The following is an 18,840-nucleotide window of genomic DNA, read 5'->3' on the forward strand; positions in this document are numbered from 1 at the left end:
AAGAAAAAACTTTTTTTGTTCTTATTAAATTTCTTTTAGTTTTTTGTTTTCACTATTTTTGATTGTGCAATTAATCAGTTTTTCTTCATCAAGAGTTTCATATTCAAGTAAGTTGTTTGATATACAATGAAGACTTTCCATATTTTCTTTTAAAATATCTTTAACTGAAGCATATAGGGTGTCCACAGTGTTTTTACACTCATCTAGAATGGCCATTTTATGGTGATGGGATAGATCTCCTAGTTCTTCTTCAGTTAAAAGCCCAAGAGAATCACCCATTCCATAAGTTGTAATCATATTTCTTATGGTATTAGTTGTTCTTTTTAAGTCACTAGAGGCACCTGTAGTTATTTTTTCTTTTCCGAAAAGTATTTCTTCAGCTGCACGACCACCTAATAAAACCATTATTCGATTTAAAATGTATTCTTTGTTTTGATACAATTTATCCTCAGGAATGCTCATGGTATATCCACCAGCACCTTTAGTTGTTGGTATGATTGTAACTTTTGAAACTTTTTCTTCAGGTAGTACAATTAAGGATATCAAAGCATGACCTGCTTCGTGATAAGCAGTAATTTTTCTATCCTCTTCTCTTATATGAGATCTATTCTTTTTTTCATGACCAGCTACAACTACGTTAAAAGCAGAATCTAAATGAATATCTTCTATTAAAGGACTTTCATCTTTACAAGCAAAAATAGCGGCTTCATTCACGAGGTGCTCAAGTTTTGCCCCGGAAAAATAAGAGGTTTTTTTAGCCCAATCATTAATATTAATTTTATCAAAAGGTTTATTCTTCATATGAAGATTAAGAATTTTTTCTCTTGCTTGCACATCAGGTAAGGATACTTCTATATGTCTATCAAATCTACCAGGTCTTAGTAAAGCGTCGTCTAACATATCTAATCTATTTGTAGCTGCCATTACTACAATACCTTCTTTTTCTGCAAATCCAGACATTTCAGTTAAAAGAGCATTAAGAGTTTGATCTCTTTCATCAGAACCACCAGAAGCGTTACCGCTTCTTTTTTTACCTATAGCATCAATTTCATCTATAAAAATAACAGCTTTTCCATGAGATTTTGCTTTTTTAAATAATTGTCTAATTCTTGAAGCACCTACACCTACATAAACTTGAATAAAGTCAGAACCAGAAACAGCATAAAAAGGAACATTTGCCTCTCCAGCTACTGCTTTTGCTAGCAAAGTTTTTCCGGTACCAGGTTCCCCATAAAGAATTACACCTCTTGGCATTTTTGCCCCGTAAGATGAATATTTTTCAGGATTTTTAAGAAAGTCAACAACATCCATAACACTTTCCTTAGCTTCTTCATTTCCAGCTACACTTTCGAAATTTAAAGTCATTTCTTCTACAGCCTCTGCATGAAGAGAATCAACTGATTTAAGCTTACCTTTAGATAAGTTGGAACCTTTAATCATAAAAATCAATATAAACCCTACAGAAGAGCCTAATAACACTATTGGAATTATTTTTAATGGAGACATATAAGATTGTTCTAAAACTTCAACACCTTGAGTTAGTATAGACTCCTTAAAAGTATCTACACGTGGATTATCAGTTTCGTAATAAACATTATTTGCAATTTTAACAGTTATTTTAGGAGAAGTGGTATAATAAACACTTTCTACAGAATTACTGGCTAAATCATTAAGAAAAGTATTATAAGGTTTATAACTTATAGGTTCATAGATAAAAGAAAAAGCAACCAAAGATAAAATAGATATCAAAGCAACTACAATAGGTAAAATCAGAATTTTTTTCTTTAGTTTATTCATTAATTGACCCCCTGAATTTTTGAATTATTATTATATAAAATTTTATCTATATACTTTGCGGTAAAAACTTTAAATTGAGACAAGTAAAATATTCAACCTTAAAAATGATGATTTTTGCAGGAAAAATTCATCATGTGGATATTAAAAATTTATATATGGCAAAGGGATTGAAAGATTAAGATGTTAAAGAATTAAGGAACTTGTGATATTAGATGATAAGAAAAGAATAAATAATACTATAGGATTTTATGCCCATAAGTATTCTCCATTTGTAACTATATTATAATATTTAAAAACACTTGTCCAATCAAAATCCTAACATTTACTAAAGTAAATATTGGAACTATATTTCCCAGTTTTTTATCTTGTAATAAAGTATTTGCATATAAAACTTATATTATCTATAATATAAGGTAAATGATTGTTAAGTTTGATTAATAAACCATTTTAATGGTAAAAATTTAGATAAAAGCTAAAAGTAGTTATTTTATTTATAAAGTAGATTTTTTATATGGAATATATGTAAAATATCACAAAAGATAGTGAAAGTTTTTCTCAAGGCTGTACAAGCTAATGATTAAAATATAACAAAAACTAGAATAATAGGAGGAATCATTATGAATATATCTAATGTATCAGTTAAATTAACAGAATCAGATTTACTTGGTATTTTAAAAGAATATGTAGAAGATGAGAGTCTACACTTTGAAAAAATAGTTATTGATAATAGTTTTAATATTAAAGGGTGGTATAAGAAAAAAATAAAAATTGGATTTAAAGGCGCTGTAGCTTTTGCTGGAGCCATAGATAATGTAATTAGTTTGAAAATTCTTTCAGCAGGGGTAGGGATTATACCTGTATTTATGCCTTTGATTAATTTTATTCTTAATAAAATATCTAATAAAACTAAGAATATAGGAATATATTTTGAAGAAGGGTTATTAAAAGTTGATTTTAAGAAGATGGGCAAAATAATACCTCAAGTGGACTTTACTATAAAAAAGATTTTTCTTTTTAACAATGAAATGGAAGTTGAATTAGAAAAAATAATTTATAATGAAGAAAAGAAAGTACTTACATTGGACGAGCTAAAAACTCAACTTCTTAGTGGAGAAGTTCAAGATTTAAGTGAATCTGAGCATAAAGAAAAAACTTTTCAAGAAAAAAATAATGACAATAAAAGTGATACTTATGAAGTTTTAAGAAAAGAAGCTAAAAATAGAACACCTGAAAAGTATAAAAACATAGTAAAATATGCTTTAATAATTCCAGATATAGTTGTACTTTTATATAATTTATTAAAAGATAAAAGAGTTAATATAAAAACACGTTGCATGATAGGTGGATTAATAGCTTATTTAGCTATGCCTTTTGACATTATACCAGATACTATACCAATTCTAGGTCAATTAGATGATGTGGCTATAGTATTTATTATGGTGGAAAAAATATTAAAAGATCTAGATAAAAATATAGTCTTTGACAACTGGCAGGGTGATGGTGATATAATAGCTAAGGTGAAAGAAGGAAGTGAATTTGTTTTAGCCTTTGTTAGTAAGGAAAAAATTCTTAAGATTATAAAAGGAATATTCTCAGTGAGCAAGAAAAAAAGGAGAAGATAGTATGCCAAAAAAATTTTATGCTGTGAAGTATGGAATTGATCCTAGTACAAAAAATGAAGTGAGAGATAAGATTTTTGAAAGCTGGGACAAGTGCTCTTTAGTAGTAAAAAAAGTTAAGGGAGCTAAATATAAAAGTTTTTCAACTGAAAAAGAAGCTATAGAGTTTTTAGAATTAGGCGATAAACTTTTAAAAAAAGGGGAGGATTCTTTTGATGAGAATATATTCCATGCTTATGTTGATGGAAGCTATTTGAATACAACTAAAGAATTTTCATACGGAATAGTTATTACTTTAAATGGAATTGTTCATTATTTAGATATGGGGGCATTTAAAAGTGATGAAGAAAACAATGTAAGGCAGGTAGCAGGCGAATTAATGGGAGCAATAAAAGCAATAGAGTTTGCAAAAGATAACAATATAAATGATATTGCTATTTTTCATGATTATGTAGGAGTGGCATATCATGCTACTGGATTTTGGGAACGTAAAGAACCTTCTTCAATAGAATATTATGAAAAAATGAATAACCTAATGAAAGAAAACTATATTAATGTATCTTTTGTTAAAGTGGATAGTCATACGGGTGATAAGTTTAATGAAATTGCTGATGAATTAGCAAAGCATGCTGTTGGAAATAAATCTACTGGAGAATTAAAAAAAATAATTGAAAAAGATGGAATAGATGTAGTAAGTGAAGATTTAAAATTAGAGTTAGAGAAAGTGGCTGGACTAAAAAGAAGTAATAAAATCAAACTAGTTAACAGCAATTTTTCTGCTGATATGAATTCAGCAAAAGCTGAAAAAGAAAGTACTAATGGATTAATTGATTTGCTGAAATCCTCAAAAAAAAATGAAATAAAACATATACTAGATACATTAGAAAAGAATGAATTGACAAAAATAATAATAGAACTTTTAGAGTAGAAACAGTATTTTTTTAAGGAAATTGCACAAGCTATTTATGATGGAAAGATTATTGATAAGTTTAAATAATCTTAAAATAAAGATAGGGAGTGAAAAAAATGCGTGCTAAATTCATAAAGGGTATTACTACAGGAGCTATGATTGGAGCGGCGGCTGGATTCATGGTGGCTCCAAATATGAAGAAATCAACTAGACGAAAAATTATTCGAGGAAGTAGACATTTTATAGACACTGCTGGAGAAGCATATGAGAGTATAATGCATTATATGAAATAAAAAAGAGCCTTAGGCTCTTTTTTGTTGTAATTTAGTTTTTGTAGCACAATGGTTCATTCTTATGTTATAATTAAATAAGTTTAACATCTTCTTTCAATATCATTAAAAAAAATACAATAAGATTCTTTTAAGAATCCTCAAAAGGTATATTAGGTAAAGTAGTATCTAATACACAGTTAAAATTATAGTGTTTTGTATAATAAACAAAAATAATTTAAATAAATGAATAGGAAGTGGAATAAAAGCATGGAAATACTGTCTTTAGGTGAAAAAATTAAAAGAAGTAGAAAAGAACAAAATATGACTTTAAAAGACTTAGCTGGAGACAGAATAACTCCAGGTCAAATTAGTTTAGTAGAAAGCGGAAAATCCAATCCAAGTATGGATCTTTTAGAGTACCTTGCGGGAATTTTGAATGTATCTATTGAATATTTGATGGAAACAGAAGAAAGTCAAGCTGAAAAAATTTGTGGTTATTTTGAAAACATAGCTGACTCACACATTTTTACTAGAACGTTTGATTTGGCACAACAATATATAAAAAGTTCTTTGTATTATGCAAATAAATATGATTTAGAATATAAAAAAGCGAGAGCTTTATATTTAGAAGGAAAAATTGCTTTATTATTAGAAGACTATGCTCAAGCACAACAATTATTGTTGTCTTCTAATGTAATATTTATAAAATATAATTATCATGGAGATATTGTTAAAACATACATAAAACTGGGTAGAATAGCATTGGAAATGAAAGCGTATCATTCAGCCTGTAGTTATTTTAAACAAGCGGAGAATGTATTTGTAGACAATAGTTTGTCTGATGAGCTAACATTAGGTCAAATTTTTTATTATATAGCGAATACTTATTATAAATTAGAGGATATAGAACAATCAGTAAATTATTCATATTTAGCAAAACAAAAATTTCAGCAAGTTGGAAACAAAAAGGAATATGCTAAATCTCTTTTGCTTTTTGCACAAGGAGCTAATAAATCAGGGGATATCGATGCAGCTATTAAGCATTCAAAAAAAGCATTAGAATTGTTTAAAGAAATTGATGAGTTAATGTATATTTCAGAAATTGAAAATAATTTGGGAAAATTATTTTACGAATTCGACAATGTAGAAGAATCGTTTATTCACTTTAATATGGCAAAAAAAATAAGAGAAGAGTTTCAGGATGAACAATATATTGATACTTTAGTGAATATATGTGAAAATCATATAAAGCTAAAAGATATTAAGAATGCAAAGAATATATTAGAATCTATTAAAAAATCAGCAGAAAAAATCAATGAGAAGTATTTGATAAAATATTATGTATTAAAATATAGAGTTGATATTATTGAAGGGGATAGTGTAGAAGCTGAATATACCTTAGAAAAAGCTTTGAGTTTTGCAAAAGAGAAAGATTTAAAAGAAGAGTATGCTGATTTAGCTATCATGATAGGTAGATTTTATATAAGTACTGGAAATAATGAAGCAGCAGCTAAATATTTAAGTTCAGGAGTAGAATTGTTTGAAAATTTGGGACTGATATAAAACTAGATTGTAGAATATATAAAATACTAAGTATCAAGTAATATTTTAATAATCATTATAGAGATAATAATAAGTCTAAGTTTAGTTGAGGTTGTGATAATATATGGAAGTTATAACTGTAGGTGAAAAAATAAAAAGAGCACGTATTTATAAAGGTTTCACTTTGAAAAATCTGTGTGGAAAAGATATATCAGTATCAAAATTAAGTTGCATAGAAAATGGTAAAGTTAAGCCAGAAAAATGGATTTTGAAAGCTTTATCTGAAAAACTAGGAGTTGATTATGAGGAATTAAAGAAAGAGATTGATCAACAAATAGTGGAAAGCATAAAACAAATAGAATCGGATAAGCATAAAAATGAAGAGGATTATATTGAGCATTTGTATGAATATGCAAAATTAGCCAATGAAAGCAAATATTATGAACTTGCCTTTTCATTAACTCACAAAATTTTTCTTTTCATGATAGAAAAAAAGAATTTCAAAAAAGTTCTTAATCTTCTTGGCCTTCATTATGAATTAAGTAATAAAACAAAACCAGAGAATAAGTTAACGTATTATTTTGATGCAGCTACTTATTTTTTTCAGAGTGAAGAGTATTTACAAGCAAAACATTATTATTATTCTATAAAAGAAGAATTATTAAAAGTAGACCCAGATAATAAAGAATTAATTTCAAAAGCTGCTTATTATGAAATTTTATGTTTTCATGGTATGAAGGAGTATAAAAAAGCCTATGAGCTAGCAAAACAACTAGAAGAATATTTCTATGAAACAAATTTTAATAATTCAAAATCAAATTTATATCATATAATGGCTATTTTAGCTATTATAAATAATGATGATAATTATTCAATATATATGGATAAAGCTTATACATATTATGAAGATAATAATATAAAAAAAGTTCAGGCTAAGCTGGATTTTGGTTTAGAATTTTTGAAGAATGAAGAAATTGAAAAAGGAAAGATTTTAATTGAAGAAGCTTTAAAAGAATTTGATAAAAGAGATAAAGAAGAGTATGCAGTATTTTTATTAAAAGCAATAGAGGCTTTATATAATCAAGGAATATACAATATGGTAGATGAATATATAGATGCAGCTTTGGACTTATCTATAATACTTAATAAAGCAAAATTGATGGAAAAAGCATATTATTATAAAACAAAACAATTAATTACACAGGAAAACTTTTTTTCAGCTGAGATGTATTTAACTTTATCTTTAGAATTTTTATTGAAGTTTGGGAAACCTAAAGAACTATATCAGAGATATATGGAAATGGGTAAATTTTATTATGATATTAAAAACGTGGAAGACGCTGTTAAATGTTTTACTTCGGCAAGGTCTATGAAAAACCGCCTTTAAAAATAAATAATTAAAAACGGAATACATATAATTCATATAATTTATTAAAAAAGCCTAAGGGGCTTTTTTTTTATAATAAAAATTAAATTAGTTCTTTAAGAATATTGCAACTTATATTGGTTATTATTATAATAATAATTAAATAAATACCAATTACAAATTAAAGCCGGAGGTTTACACATGAATGTTGAAAAAATGACCATGAGAGTACAAAAATCCTTATCAGATGCTCAAGGGGTGGCAATAAAAAACAATCATCAGCAAGTAGACACAATTCACTGGTTTGCAGCTTTGATTGATGATAATGATGGGCTTATCCCTAATATTTTTGAAAAGATGGGAAAAAATCTTACTATTATAAGAGAGGAAACCCAAAAAGAGTTAAATAAAATGCCTAAAATTCTTGGTGAAACTGGAAATTCCAATGTTTATGCATCTAGAAAATTAGAAGAAATTTTTATTGAAGCGGAAAAAATTTCTGAAAGATATAAGGATTCCTTTGTTAGTGTTGAGCATGTTTTATTGGCTATTATGAAGATGGAGTCTAAAGGATCTGTAGGTAATATACTAAAAAAAGTTAATGTAACTGAAATTGAATTCCTAAATGCTTTATCTTCAGTAAGAGGAAATCAAAGGGTAGAAACTCAAGATCCAGAAGGAACTTATGAAGCACTTTCAAAATATGGAATAAATTTAGTGGAGGATGCTAAAAAACATAAATTAGACCCAGTCATTGGAAGGGATGAAGAGATAAGAAGGGTTGTTAGAATTTTATCTCGAAGAACAAAAAATAATCCAGTGTTAATAGGGGAACCAGGGGTTGGTAAAACTGCAATAGTTGAAGGGCTGGCAGAAAGAATTGTTTCAGGGGATATACCAGAGGGGTTAAAAAATAAAACAATTTTTTCTTTGGATATGGGAGCTTTAATTGCAGGGGCAAAATATAGAGGAGAATTTGAAGAAAGATTAAAAGCAGTTCTTAAAGAAGTGCAAAGAAGTGAGGGCAAAATTATTCTCTTTATTGATGAAATTCATACTATTGTAGGAGCGGGAAAAACAGAAGGAGCTATGGATGCAGGTAATCTTATAAAACCATTACTTGCTAGAGGAGAACTTCATTGTATTGGTGCAACTACTTTTGATGAGTATAGAAAATATATTGAAAAGGATAAAGCATTAGAGAGAAGATTTCAACCAGTGGTAATTGAAGAGCCTACTGTAGAGGATAGTATATCTATTTTAAGAGGACTAAAGGAAAGATTTGAAATTCACCATGGAATTAGAATTCATGATTCAGCAATAATTGCAGCAGCAAAAATGTCTCATAGATATATTAATGATAGATTTCTTCCAGACAAAGCTATTGATTTGATTGATGAAGCTGGAGCCATGATTAGAACAGAAATAGATAGTTTGCCAGCAGAATTAGATGAAGTGAGAAGAAAAGTATTTCAATTAGAAATTGAGAAAGAAGCTCTTTCACATGAAAAAGATAAAGCCTCAGTAACCAGATTAGAATCATTGCAGCAAGAACTTTCAAATCTTAAAGATAAAGATAATGCTATGACAGCAAAATATGAAAATGAAAAGAAAGATATAACTTTAATACGTAATTTAAAAGAGCAATTAGATGAGGCAAGAGGTAAATTAGAAAAAGCTGAAAGAGAATATGATTTAAATAAAGTGGCAGAGCTTAAATATGGAGTGATTCCACAAATTGAGGGAGAAATAAAAAATAATGAAACTAAGATAAAAGAAAAAGGTGAAAATTCTCTTTTAAAAGAAGAAGTAACTGAAAGTGAAATCTCCCAAATAGTTTCTAAATGGACTGGAATTCCTATTACAAGTTTATTAGAAAAAGAAAGAGATAAACTACTTAGATTAGAAGAAGAACTTCATAAAAGAGTAATAGGTCAAGAAGAAGCGGTTATTTCAACTGCCAATGCAGTAATAAGAGCAAGAGTGGGTTTAAAGGATGCTAATAAGCCTATAGGGTCTTTTATATTTTTAGGACCAACAGGAGTTGGTAAAACTGAACTGGCAAAAACTTTAGCTAGAACTTTATTTGACGGCGAAGATAGTATGATTAGAATTGATATGTCTGAGTACATGGAGAAATTTTCAGTATCTAGATTGATTGGAGCACCTCCAGGATATGTTGGGTATGAAGAAGGGGGACAATTAACAGAAGCGGTGAGAAGAAAGCCATATAGCGTCATTTTATTTGATGAAATCGAAAAAGCCCATGATGATGTATTTAATATCTTCCTGCAAATTCTGGATGATGGAAGATTAACAGATAATAAAGGGAAAACAGTTGATTTTAAAAATACTATAATTATTATGACTTCAAATATTGGTTCATCATTTTTATTAGAAAATGAAGGTAAAAAAAGCATTGATGAAACTGTGGTTAAAAGAGTAATGGATAATTTAAAAAAAAGATTTAAGCCAGAGTTTTTAAATAGAGTAGATGATATAATTATGTTCAAACCATTATCTATTTATGAAATAGAAAAAATAATTGATATTTTCTTAGAAGGACTAAAAAAAAGATTAAAAGAAAAAAATATTGAAATAATAGTTTCAGAAAATGCAAAAGAATATTTAGCAAGAGAGGGATATGACCCTATTTATGGAGCAAGACCATTAAAAAGATTTATTCAAAATGTATTAGAAACTTCCATTGCTAAAATGCTTATAAAAGGTGAAATTTACGATGGATGCACTATAAAGGTGGATAGTGAAGAAGAAGAATTAAAGTATATTATTGAAAATTAAATAGTAAAATAAAAAGCAATGGATATTACCATTGCTTTTTATATAGGTATTTTCAGTTCAACTATTAATTTATACGTATCCAAAACTCCCAAAAGTCGTAGCTTTTGGAAAACTAGTTGGTGCGTCTAATTTTTAGAACAAGTGTAAATGAAGTTTTACATTAGGTTTCCTATAATTGTAATAAAAATGAAACCTTTATATATACAATAAAGTGTATAATTAAATGTGAATAAGTTAAAAGATAATAAAAGCTATGGTTAGCTAAATAGAAGGGGGAATTTTATTGTTATTAGTTAAAGATTTAACCAAAAAGTTCGATAAGGTATTAGCTGTGGATCAACTTACTTTTCAAGTGAATAGTGGGGAAGTTGCTGTGTTACTTGGCCCAAATGGTGCAGGGAAAAGTACCACTATCAAATCAATTGCAGGATTACTTAAATATACAGGGAGTATAAAAATTAACGGGGAAAACAATAAAAGCGTTAATGCAAAGAAAATTTTTGCTTATATTCCTGAAACTCCAGCACTTTTTGATATGCTAACAGTTGAAGAACACTTAGAGTATATTGCTCATGCATATGAAGTGGATAATTATAAGCAGCAAGCTGAAAAATTATTAACTAGATTTGATTTAATGGATAAAAGAGATAAATTAGGAAAAGAATTATCTAAAGGTATGCAACAAAAGGTAAGCATTTGTTGTGGATTATTGATAAAACCTAAAGTAATACTTTTTGATGAACCAATGATAGGGTTAGACCCTAAAGCTATAAAAGAATTAAAAAAGGTTTTTCTTGAATTAAAAGAAGAAGGTTCTGCAGTTTTAATAAGTACTCATATAATAGATTCTATTGAAGAAATTTGGGACAAAGCCCTTATTATGAATGAAGGAAAAATTGTTTTATTAAGAACAAGGAAAGAAATTGAAGAAACAGGAGAATCTTTAGAAGAAAGATTTTTTGAAGTGACTGAAAATACGGAAAACACTTCACCGAACATTCAATAAGGAGGAATTTTAAATGGGTCCATTATTTTATATAATGAGGAAAAGTTTTAAAAATACTTTATTAAGTTTAAAGAAAAAACCACTAGCTTTGATTGCTTATATTTTAGCAGCAGTAATTTTTATAGGTATGGTAGTGCTAAGTTTTATTATGCCTTCAAACGCAATAGCTAATGCCTCACCAGAAATTTTTGGTATGATTATAACGGGTATCATAATTAGTTTTACATTAATAGCTGTAAAAACAGCTGTAAAAAGTGGGGGAACTTTCTTTAGACAATCAGATGTAAATATGGTTTTTACATCTCCAATATCTGAAAAAAAAGTGCTTGTCTATGGATTTATTAAGCAATTGTATAAGATAGTATTTTTTCTGTTTATTATTATGTTTCAAATTCCTAATTTAAAAAATAATTTTTCTTTAACAAATAAAGGAATTGGTATTATTTTATTCGCTATGTTCATGTACTTTATGACAATTGGGGTTATATCTATATTGATTTATTCTTTTTCATCTAAAAGCAAAAAATCCACCAATTTAGTTAATAAAATAATTCTTATTATATGGGTTATATTAGCAGTTGCTTTTATTATGGAGTTTCTAAAAACTAATGATATTTTATTATCAGCAAAAATCGTACTGAATTCTCAATTTATTACGTATTTACCTTTCTTTGGATGGATAAAGAGTTTGTTTATGTATGCGGTTGGAGTGGGGAATACATCTATATTGATGAATGGAGCTTTATTGATTCTATTTTATGGCTTAATGGTTGCTTTATTAATTATGACAAATACGGATTATTACGAAGATGTCTTGCAAGCTACTGAAAATTATGAAGAAGCAATTACTATGAAAAAAGAAGGCAAAACAATGTATGGGACAATGAAAAACAAAAAGTTGAGAAAAGTAAAGTCTAATTTTACTTTTGTAGGTGCAAAGGTTATTTTTCAAAGGCATATGCTAGAATATAGAAAAGCAGGATTTTTGTTTGTTGATATATTTACTTTAATTATTGTAGGGTCCTCTATTGTTTTTTCTTCTTTTATGCAAATTGGAGGAATGGATAGTGTAATGTATTTTTCTATTTATATGTTACTTATTTTTTCTTTTCAGGGAAAGTGGATTTATGAGAGTAGTAAGCCTTATATATATTTGATACCAGCAACATCTTTTAATAAAGTGTTTTATGCTACTTTAGCCGATAATATAAAACATCTAGTAGATGGAATAGTATTATTTACATTAGCGGGCATTATGCAAAAATCAGATTTACTTACTATAATTCTATGTATTCTTGTATTTACAACTTATGGATCTGTTTTTACATATGGAGACGTGCTTTCAAGAAGAATTTTAGGGGGAACTCACAGTAAAAATTTATCTTTCTTTCTTAAATTTATTTTAATTATTATTATTATAATTCCAGGTATTGCAGTAAATATTGCTATATTGATTATTTTTAAAGAATTAGTTTTTGTTAGATATTTAGCATATCTAGCTATGATAGTTTATAATTTGATTGTTTCAGGAATACTATTATTTGCATCAAAGGGCATATTTGAAGATATTGAAATGGAATAAACTATTTTATAGGATAGTATTAAACTTGTAATGGAAATTATATTGTACTTAAATTAAAGCAATTTTTTTAAACAGCTAAAAAATCCTTAATTCGTTAATAAAAAGAATTAAGGAGCTTTTTTTTGAAAGGAAACAGGAAATTGGGTTTCTGATATTGGATAACTCCTAATTAGTATATTAAATATATAATTGTTAAAAATAATATTAAGATAATTATTGAAAGTAGCTTTAATAAAAAAATCCACTTGATGACAAATTATATATGGAGGATAGTTTATGAGAAAAAATAGGGTGATTACTATATTAATATTAATATTTATTACATCTACAGGTGGATATATTTTTTATCAATATAAAAGAATTAATAAAATAATTAATAAAGTAGAGATAAATCATTCAAGTGAAATTTTAGAGATAAATGAAGAAACTAATAAAGAATCAAAAAAGTTATCTATATATAATTTTGTGTTATTTGGATTAGATAGAAGAGAAAAAAGTGAAGATGCACGTTCGGATAGTATTATTATAGTTACTATAGATGAAAAAAATAATAAAATCAAACTTTCCTCTATTATGAGGGATACTTATGTATCTATTAAGGGACATGGCAAAAGTAAAATTAATCACGCTTATGCTTATGGAGGACCAGAATTAGCAATAAAAACAATAAATAAAAATTTTGAATTAAATATACAAGAATATGTAGCGGTTAATTTTTGGGATGTTATAGAAATTGTTGATTTAATAGGTGGGGTTAATGTAGACATTCATGAAGATGAAGTTAAGCATGTTCATGGTATAGATAAAGTAGGAAATTATAATTTGAACGGAAGTCAAGCTTTGGATTACTCTAGAATTAGATATGCAGAAGGAGGAGATTATGTAAGAACGGATAGGCAGAGAAAGATTTTAACAACTATGTATAATAAAATAATGAATTTAGAGGATAAGGATAAGTATAATTTACTGTCTCAAATAACATTAAATATTGAAACTAGTATGGATAATGATTTTATTTTAAAATTAGCTTCTTCAGTTATTTCTAATAAAATTACATCTATTGAAGAAAAAAGATTTCCCCTAGAAGGAGAAGATAAAAAGATTAAAGGAGTGTATTATCTTGTTACAGATATAGAAGAGATGAATACAGATATGAAAAAGTTTATATTCAACTAATAAATACATATATGGCAATAGAATAATGAATTTTTAAAATCACATAGTAGGACTATTTATTTTTATATATTGTAAATTAAACCAGTATTATATATAATAGTAATTGTTGGATTCTTTTAATCTAAAAATTTATTATATTTTAATAGATATTAAAATATAATAAATTAAATAAAGAGGTGATTTAATTTGAATTATGATTTTGCCATTAATGTTAATGAATATTTTACTTTAAATAAACTATCTTTAGGTGCATTTATAAATGCAGTTCTTGCGATGGTTTTCTTTATAGTATTTTTTTGTAGCTATTTTTTTGTGTTCAAAAATAAATTAATATATTTCATGTCAAAATTCTCATTCTTTATTTTTTTAATAACACTTTCATTTGGATTTTTCACAAATAGTAGATCCATTATGGGGGTAACTTATTGGCATAAAATCTGTTTTATTTCAAGTTATATGCTATACTACACCATAATACAAATAAATGAATTGATTACTTTAAATGATTTTAAAATATATAAAAAAGTAATGAAGATAGTAATAGTATTAGTTACTATTTTATTATTTTTGGATAAAGGCTATATTTTAGGACAGGAAGTAATTTTTGATAAATATCCTCATTTAAGTTCAGGAAAATTCTATTATATATTTGCTTATATAATACCTATAAGCGTAATTATTAATAATTATAAGACTGCAAGAAAAAATATTACGATTAAAGATAGGAATTTGTCTATAATTAAAATTTTTGATATATTAATAGTGATTAATCTTATGATTTCATTGATATCAATCAAAATTAATGAATTACAAAATTTGCTTTGGTTTTTTTTGATAGCTTTAGTTGTTATAATTATCATAGCAATTATTAAAAACCAAAATAAACTTTCTAAAGAGTTACAACAATCAATAAAGGATAAAGAGGATCTTTATGAAAAAGTAACTAGAAGTTCGTTGACTGGTGTTTACTCAAGAAGTTATGTGCGTGATATGTTTAATGAGTACAGCTTTAAAAATAAAAATGATAATGATTTAAAAAAAAATCATTGGGTTGCATTTATGGACATAGATAATTTCAAAAAAATAAATGATTTTTATGGACATGTAGTTGGGGATAAAATACTGAAAGAATTTGGAGAAATACTTTTAAAGAACAGTAAAGAAAATTATATACCATCAAGATATGGTGGAGATGAGTTTATGATTCTTATTAAAGAAGCTGATAAAAAAGAAGTTGAACATTATTTTGATAAAATATTACTGGAATTTGAAGAAAAAATAAATATAATATTAAATGAAAATAATAAATTTAGTGTTGGTCTGAGTATAGGAATAGTGGGATCAAACAATATAGGAGTAGATTTTCAAGAAACAATAATGATAGCGGATAATACAATGTATAAAGCAAAAGCAAAAGGTGGTAATAGATATTATTTTTTTGATTAATAGAAAAAAGTTGTGATCTACATAGGATATGTTTTTATGAAAAAGCATATATGTGGAAATCGCAACTTTTTATTTTAGGTTAAATTATTTTACATAAAATTATTTTATATCAAAGTCAAAATAAGTATCTTTATAAGGTTCATTTACTAAAGTGTAGTGCCACCATTCATTTTTATAGTACTTAAATCCATGTTTCTCCATTGTAGATTTTAATAAAGCACGATTCTCTTTTTGTATTGCAGAAAGATTTTCATAATAAAAGTGAGCTTGTACACCAAAAAAATCAAATTCCGTACCCATATCCAGTTCTTCACAATTTTCAAGACTTATGATAGTTAAATCTACAGTACTACCTCTTGAATGACCTGATTTACTAGCAATATACCCACTTGGAATTAAAGTGGATTTATCTAAATCTGGATAATGAATTTCTTTTGTAGCAAGATCGCTTTCATCAGAAGCCCATTGAACAAAATTATTTACTGCCTTTTGAGGCCTATATCCGTCGAAAATTTTAAGGCCAAGAGATTTTTCATTTAAATCATTTTGAACTAATGATAAAGCAATAGCTGATTCTTTGCTTAAAATAGCTAAATTAGAACTATATCCATCAATGATCTTTCCAACAAAATTATCTTTTGAAGAATACTTTGCATCTACAACAATATTAGGAATAATATCATCTACATAAACAAATCCTTCTGGAAGTTCATATGATTTTTCAGGTTTTTGTTGTTCAATTACAATAGAATCTTCTATAGGTGTAATTTTCGATGTAACTTCTTTTTCATCAATAACAGATTTTTCTAGTATTTTCATTTCTGCATTATCCTCACTTATAATATTTGTTTTATTATTTTTTTCTGTTTGTACATTTTCAGAATTAGTTGTGGTATTAGTGGAATTATTTTCTTCAATATTATTAGAGCAACTTGATAATGAAAATATGAGTATTAAAGTTACTAATAAAATAAATATATGCTTTTTTGTATGGTTCATAGTTCCCTCCTATTTAAAATTGTCTTAAAAAATTAATCTATATTTCAGTATAATAATATCACAAATTTCCTTTTGAGAGTAAATCTATTCGTAATAACTATAATAACTATAGTAGCTTAGAATATAAATTGATAAATTAATGAAAATTATCTTTGGAAACATAATGATTATGATAAGTATAATTTGAAAAGGAATACATTGATAAATTAATAAAAAAAATACCAAAAATATGATTATTAATCAAAAAAAGCTTGATTTTGTTAATAATAAATGATATATTCAATATAATAATTAACAGTTTAACAATAAGGCAATAAAAAAAATTATTAAATTGGCAATAGGTTATGACTTTATAAAAGATTCTTATTTAAATTGGTTTAATAACCATAAAAATTAATTGCAATTTTTATGGTTAAATAAAAATAAAATAGGTGTAAGGAGGAGTTAAAATGAGACAAGTAGCTATTTATGGAAAAGGTGGAATCGGGAAATCTACAACAACACAAAATTTAACAGCAGGTTTAGCAGAAATGGGTAAAAAAATAATGGTAGTTGGATGCGATCCTAAAGCAGATTCAACAAGATTACTATTAGGTGGGCTTGCACAAAAAACAGTATTGGATACTTTAAGAGATGAAGGGGAAGATATTGAATTAGATGCTATCTTAAAACCAGGGTATGGAGATATTAGATGTGTAGAGTCAGGTGGACCAGAACCAGGGGTAGGTTGTGCAGGTAGAGGAATTATAACTTCAATAAACATGCTAGAAAATCTTGGAGCATATGAAGCTGATACAAAAGAAGAAGAACTTGATTATGTTTTTTATGATGTATTAGGAGACGTTGTATGTGGTGGTTTTGCAATGCCTATACGTGAAGGTAAAGCACAAGAAATATATATTGTTGCAAGTGGTGAAATGATGGCACTTTATGCAGCTAACAATATAGCAAAAGGTATTCAAAAATATGCAAATACTGGTGGAGTTAGATTAGGCGGAATAATTTGTAATTCAAGAAAAGTTGATAATGAAAGAGAATTGTTAGAAGCTTTTGCAAAAGAATTAGGAAGTCAATTAATTCATTTTGTTCCTAGAGATAATCAAGTACAAAAGGCTGAAATTCATAAGCAAACAGTTATTGAATTTTCACCGGAAGAAGCACAAGCAGACGAATATAGAACTTTAGCTAAAGCTATTGATAATAATAAATTATTTGTTATACCAAAACCAATGGCACAAGATAGATTAGAAGAAATATTAATGGAATTTGGATTAATGGATATTTAGTTTAATTAAAGGTTGAGAGTTGAGAATTGAGTGTTGTAGAGAATTGAGTGTTATAAATGGAGGTTTCATTAAAATGAGCTTATTAGTTTATAAAAAAAGATACACCCTACGAATTTGGCGAGACGAGGGGTGCACCTTGACTATTGAAAATGAGATATAGCTTAATTGCCATACCCATATTTTCACTTATTTGAAATATCTCTTAAGCTCTCTTAAAATCAATGAATGTTAAAAGTGATGTCGAATTATGTAGAAAGTCAGTATCATCAATATTATATCAAAAAATAATGGGAGGGTCAATATTATGTTTATGATTAGAGCTATTATAAGACCAGAAAAAGTTACGAATGTACTTTCAGAATTATCTGATGCAAATTTCCCAGCAGTTACTAAAATGGATGTAGTGGGAAGAGGTAAACAAAGAGGAGTTAAAGTAGGAGATGTTCACTACGATGAGATTCAAAAAGAAATGTTGATGTTAGTTGTAAATGATGAAGATAAAGATGATGTAGTTAAAATAATAATGAAAAATGCTAAAACAGGTGAAAAAGGTGCTTTTGGTGATGGTAAAATTTTCATCACTGAAGTTGAAGAAGCATATACAATAAGTTCTAATACAAAAGCTTTATAAGGGGGCAGAAAAAATGAAAGAAGTCCTAGCCATAATAAGAATGAATAAAATAAATGATACTAAACATGCTTTATTAAATAATGGATTTCCATCTTTCAACTGTGTAAAAGTTCTTGGTAGAGGTAAGCAAAAGGTTGATTTTTCAATGCTAGATGGAATTGATGCTGAAGCATTAGCTAAAAGCTCATGGGCTAGTAGTTTAGTTGAATCGTATAGACTTATACCAAAAAGAATGGTTTCTTTAGTTGTAAAAGACGAGGATGTTAAAAAAGTAGTTAGTATAATAACAGATGCAAATATGACAGGTAATGCTGGAGATGGAAAAATATTTGTTGTGAATATTCCAGAAACAGTAAGGATCAGAACGGGTGAATCAAACGAGTTAGCAATTTAGAACAGAAAATTA

At 27.2% G+C, this 18,840-nt stretch carries 15 protein-coding genes; 13 read left to right on the forward strand and 2 right to left on the reverse strand.

Annotated features, from left to right (window positions below):
- Positions 1-24 precede the first annotated feature (24 nt).
- On the reverse strand, positions 25-1,797 hold the full coding sequence (locus BUB83_RS09555) for an ATP-dependent metallopeptidase FtsH/Yme1/Tma family protein (protein ID WP_073338241.1): 1,773 nt from the start codon (positions 1,795-1,797) through the stop codon (positions 25-27).
- A 617-nt stretch (positions 1,798-2,414) separates the two neighbouring features.
- Between BUB83_RS09555 and BUB83_RS09560 the strand changes: the two genes are divergently transcribed.
- The 10 genes from BUB83_RS09560 to BUB83_RS09605 all read left to right on the forward strand — a co-directional run bounded on the left by BUB83_RS09560 (position 2,415) and on the right by BUB83_RS09605 (position 15,518).
- Positions 2,415-3,419 (forward strand): YkvA family protein, encoded by a 1,005-nt coding sequence (locus BUB83_RS09560; RefSeq protein ID WP_073338242.1) that lies wholly within the window; start codon positions 2,415-2,417, stop codon positions 3,417-3,419.
- A gap of 1 nt (position 3,420) precedes the next feature.
- A complete protein-coding gene (locus BUB83_RS09565; RefSeq protein WP_073338243.1) occupies positions 3,421-4,344 on the forward strand; it encodes a ribonuclease H1 domain-containing protein in 924 nt (307 codons plus the stop codon).
- Between the two features lie 98 nt (positions 4,345-4,442).
- Positions 4,443-4,619 (forward strand): YtxH domain-containing protein, encoded by a 177-nt coding sequence (locus tag BUB83_RS21580; RefSeq protein ID WP_073338244.1) that lies wholly within the window; start codon positions 4,443-4,445, stop codon positions 4,617-4,619.
- A 246-nt stretch (positions 4,620-4,865) separates the two neighbouring features.
- Positions 4,866-6,161: a helix-turn-helix domain-containing protein gene (locus BUB83_RS09575; protein WP_073338245.1), complete on the forward strand. Its 1,296-nt coding sequence runs from the start codon at positions 4,866-4,868 to the stop codon at positions 6,159-6,161.
- Positions 6,162-6,264: 103 nt separating this feature from the next.
- Positions 6,265-7,527 carry a helix-turn-helix domain-containing protein gene (locus tag BUB83_RS09580; protein ID WP_073338246.1) on the forward strand — a complete coding sequence of 421 codons (1,263 nt, stop codon included), beginning with the start codon at positions 6,265-6,267 and terminating at the stop codon, positions 7,525-7,527.
- 180 nt (positions 7,528-7,707) lie between these two features.
- Positions 7,708-10,308 (forward strand): ATP-dependent chaperone ClpB, encoded by a 2,601-nt coding sequence (gene clpB / locus BUB83_RS09585; protein ID WP_073338247.1) that lies wholly within the window; start codon positions 7,708-7,710, stop codon positions 10,306-10,308.
- Between the two features lie 283 nt (positions 10,309-10,591).
- On the forward strand, positions 10,592-11,314 hold the full coding sequence (locus BUB83_RS09590; protein WP_073338248.1) for an ABC transporter ATP-binding protein: 723 nt from the start codon (positions 10,592-10,594) through the stop codon (positions 11,312-11,314).
- A 13-nt stretch (positions 11,315-11,327) separates the two neighbouring features.
- Positions 11,328-12,896 (forward strand): putative ABC exporter domain-containing protein, encoded by a 1,569-nt coding sequence (locus BUB83_RS09595; protein ID WP_073338249.1) that lies wholly within the window; start codon positions 11,328-11,330, stop codon positions 12,894-12,896.
- 276 nt (positions 12,897-13,172) lie between these two features.
- Positions 13,173-14,072 (forward strand): LCP family protein, encoded by a 900-nt coding sequence (locus tag BUB83_RS09600; protein WP_073338250.1) that lies wholly within the window; start codon positions 13,173-13,175, stop codon positions 14,070-14,072.
- Positions 14,073-14,258: 186 nt separating this feature from the next.
- Positions 14,259-15,518 (forward strand): GGDEF domain-containing protein, encoded by a 1,260-nt coding sequence (locus BUB83_RS09605; protein WP_073338251.1) that lies wholly within the window; start codon positions 14,259-14,261, stop codon positions 15,516-15,518.
- A gap of 99 nt (positions 15,519-15,617) precedes the next feature.
- Here the strand turns inward: BUB83_RS09605 and BUB83_RS09610 are convergent, their stop codons facing one another.
- Positions 15,618-16,517, reverse strand: a complete 900-nt coding sequence (locus tag BUB83_RS09610) for a M15 family metallopeptidase (protein WP_200801460.1) — start codon at positions 16,515-16,517, stop codon at positions 15,618-15,620.
- Positions 16,518-16,966: 449 nt separating this feature from the next.
- Here BUB83_RS09610 and nifH point away from each other — a divergent pair, with 449 nt between their 5' ends.
- The 3 genes from nifH to BUB83_RS09625 all read left to right on the forward strand — a co-directional run bounded on the left by nifH (position 16,967) and on the right by BUB83_RS09625 (position 18,828).
- Positions 16,967-17,803 (forward strand): nitrogenase iron protein, encoded by an 837-nt coding sequence (gene nifH / locus BUB83_RS09615; protein WP_073338252.1) that lies wholly within the window; start codon positions 16,967-16,969, stop codon positions 17,801-17,803.
- 304 nt (positions 17,804-18,107) lie between these two features.
- Entirely contained in the window at positions 18,108-18,434 is a 327-nt protein-coding gene (locus tag BUB83_RS09620; protein ID WP_073338253.1) for a P-II family nitrogen regulator, read from the forward strand.
- A gap of 13 nt (positions 18,435-18,447) precedes the next feature.
- On the forward strand, positions 18,448-18,828 hold the full coding sequence (locus BUB83_RS09625; protein ID WP_073338254.1) for a P-II family nitrogen regulator: 381 nt from the start codon (positions 18,448-18,450) through the stop codon (positions 18,826-18,828).
- Positions 18,829-18,840 lie beyond the last annotated feature (12 nt).

Origin of the sequence: Clostridium grantii DSM 8605 (assembly GCF_900129965.1) — a bacterium.
GTDB lineage: Bacteria > Bacillota > Clostridia > Clostridiales > Clostridiaceae > Clostridium_AF > Clostridium_AF grantii.

Excerpts from the sequence above, each read along its gene's own strand:
- BUB83_RS09555 (WP_073338241.1), bottom strand. The coding sequence starts at position 1,797 with ATGAATAAACTAAAGAAAAAAATTCTGATTTTACCTATTGTAGTTGCT.
- BUB83_RS09560 (WP_073338242.1), top strand. The coding sequence starts at position 2,415 with ATGAATATATCTAATGTATCAGTTAAATTAACAGAATCAGATTTACTT.
- BUB83_RS09565 (WP_073338243.1), top strand. The coding sequence starts at position 3,421 with ATGCCAAAAAAATTTTATGCTGTGAAGTATGGAATTGATCCTAGTACA.
- BUB83_RS21580 (WP_073338244.1), top strand. The coding sequence starts at position 4,443 with ATGCGTGCTAAATTCATAAAGGGTATTACTACAGGAGCTATGATTGGA.
- BUB83_RS09575 (WP_073338245.1), top strand. The coding sequence starts at position 4,866 with ATGGAAATACTGTCTTTAGGTGAAAAAATTAAAAGAAGTAGAAAAGAA.
- BUB83_RS09580 (WP_073338246.1), top strand. The coding sequence starts at position 6,265 with ATGGAAGTTATAACTGTAGGTGAAAAAATAAAAAGAGCACGTATTTAT.
- clpB (WP_073338247.1), top strand. The coding sequence starts at position 7,708 with ATGAATGTTGAAAAAATGACCATGAGAGTACAAAAATCCTTATCAGAT.
- BUB83_RS09595 (WP_073338249.1), top strand. The coding sequence starts at position 11,328 with ATGGGTCCATTATTTTATATAATGAGGAAAAGTTTTAAAAATACTTTA.
- BUB83_RS09600 (WP_073338250.1), top strand. The coding sequence starts at position 13,173 with ATGAGAAAAAATAGGGTGATTACTATATTAATATTAATATTTATTACA.
- BUB83_RS09610 (WP_200801460.1), bottom strand. The coding sequence starts at position 16,517 with ATGAACCATACAAAAAAGCATATATTTATTTTATTAGTAACTTTAATA.
- nifH (WP_073338252.1), top strand. The coding sequence starts at position 16,967 with ATGAGACAAGTAGCTATTTATGGAAAAGGTGGAATCGGGAAATCTACA.
- BUB83_RS09620 (WP_073338253.1), top strand. The coding sequence starts at position 18,108 with ATGTTTATGATTAGAGCTATTATAAGACCAGAAAAAGTTACGAATGTA.
- BUB83_RS09625 (WP_073338254.1), top strand. The coding sequence starts at position 18,448 with ATGAAAGAAGTCCTAGCCATAATAAGAATGAATAAAATAAATGATACT.